This window comes from Klebsiella sp. MS 92-3 (assembly GCF_000195655.1).
Lineage (GTDB): Bacteria > Pseudomonadota > Gammaproteobacteria > Enterobacterales > Enterobacteriaceae > Klebsiella > Klebsiella pneumoniae.
Window position 1 is genome coordinate 46,214 of the sequence record NZ_GL882795.1, and the last position, 1,090, is coordinate 47,303.

At 58.1% G+C, this 1,090-nt stretch carries 1 protein-coding gene; it reads left to right on the plus strand.

All coding sequences use genetic code 11. The features are described 5' to 3' along the window. The first annotated feature begins 136 nt into the window (after nucleotides 1–136). Nucleotides 137–1,060: a LysR substrate-binding domain-containing protein gene (locus HMPREF9538_RS16180; RefSeq protein WP_004143800.1), complete on the plus strand. Its 924-nt coding sequence runs from the start codon at nucleotides 137–139 to the stop codon at nucleotides 1,058–1,060. Nucleotides 1,061–1,090: the final 30 nt, after the last annotated feature.

Sequence of the window (1,090 nt, forward strand, 5' to 3'; positions counted from 1 at the left end):
AGGGGCGTTTTCAACCACAGGGAAAGATCTTGTCATGTAACCAACTCAAATGTTAATAATATTTTGCTATCTGGTTATCAAATTTAAACAAGTCCGCTTGTCTCTTTCACCGCTGTGTTTTTAACATCATCTTACTATGGAAAAAAATGGTCTCTTCAGTCAGCGCATTCGCTTGCGCCATCTACACACCTTCGTGGCCGTCGCTCAACAGGGAACGCTGGGGCGCGCGGCTGAAACATTAAATCTGAGCCAGCCAGCACTCTCGAAAACGCTTAACGAGCTAGAACAGCTGACCGGTACCCGGCTGTTCGAGCGGGGTCGTCTTGGGGCGCAGCTAACCCTGGTCGGCGAACAGTTTCTGACGCATGCCGTTAAGGTGCTTGACGCCCTTAATTCGGCCGGCCAGGCGCTGAACCGCAAAGAGGGCCTGAATAACGATATCGTGCGCATCGGCGCGCTGCCCACCGCCGCGCTGGGGATCCTGCCGACGGTGATCGGCCAGTTTCACAAGCAGCAAAAAGATATCACGCTGCAGGTCGCCACTATGAACAACACCATGCTGCTCGCCGGCTTAAAATCCGGGGAGATCGACATCGGCATTGGACGTATGTCCGACCCGGAGCTGATGAGCGGGCTGCATTACGAACTGTTGTTCCTTGAATCCCTGAAGCTGGTGGTTCGCCCGGGACATCCCCTGCTTCAGGAGACGGTGACCCTTAGTCGGGTGATGGAGTGGCCGGTAGTGGTCTCACCTAAAGGCACCGTGCCGCGGCAAAACGCCGAAGCGCTGCTCCAGAGCCAGGGCTGTAAGATGCCCGCCGGCTGCATCGAGACCCTCTCCGCCTCCCTGTCGCGCCAGCTGACGGTGGATTTTGACTATGTCTGGTTTGTCCCTTCCGGGGCGGTAAAAGACGATCTTCGCCGTGGCGTGCTAACCGCCCTGCCGATCGCCACCCAGGGCGCCGGAGAGCCCATCGGCATTTTAACCCGCGTCGATGCGACACTGACCCCGGGTACGCAGACGCTGCTCAGCGCTATCCGTAAGTCCATGCCTGCCTGACCCCCCTTTCTCCCCCCCCCCCCCCCCCCC

Bases quoted from the DNA above. Each gene is read 5' to 3' on its own strand.
- HMPREF9538_RS16180 (WP_004143800.1), top strand. From the start codon at position 137: ATGGAAAAAAATGGTCTCTTCAGTCAGCGCATTCGCTTGCGCCATCTA.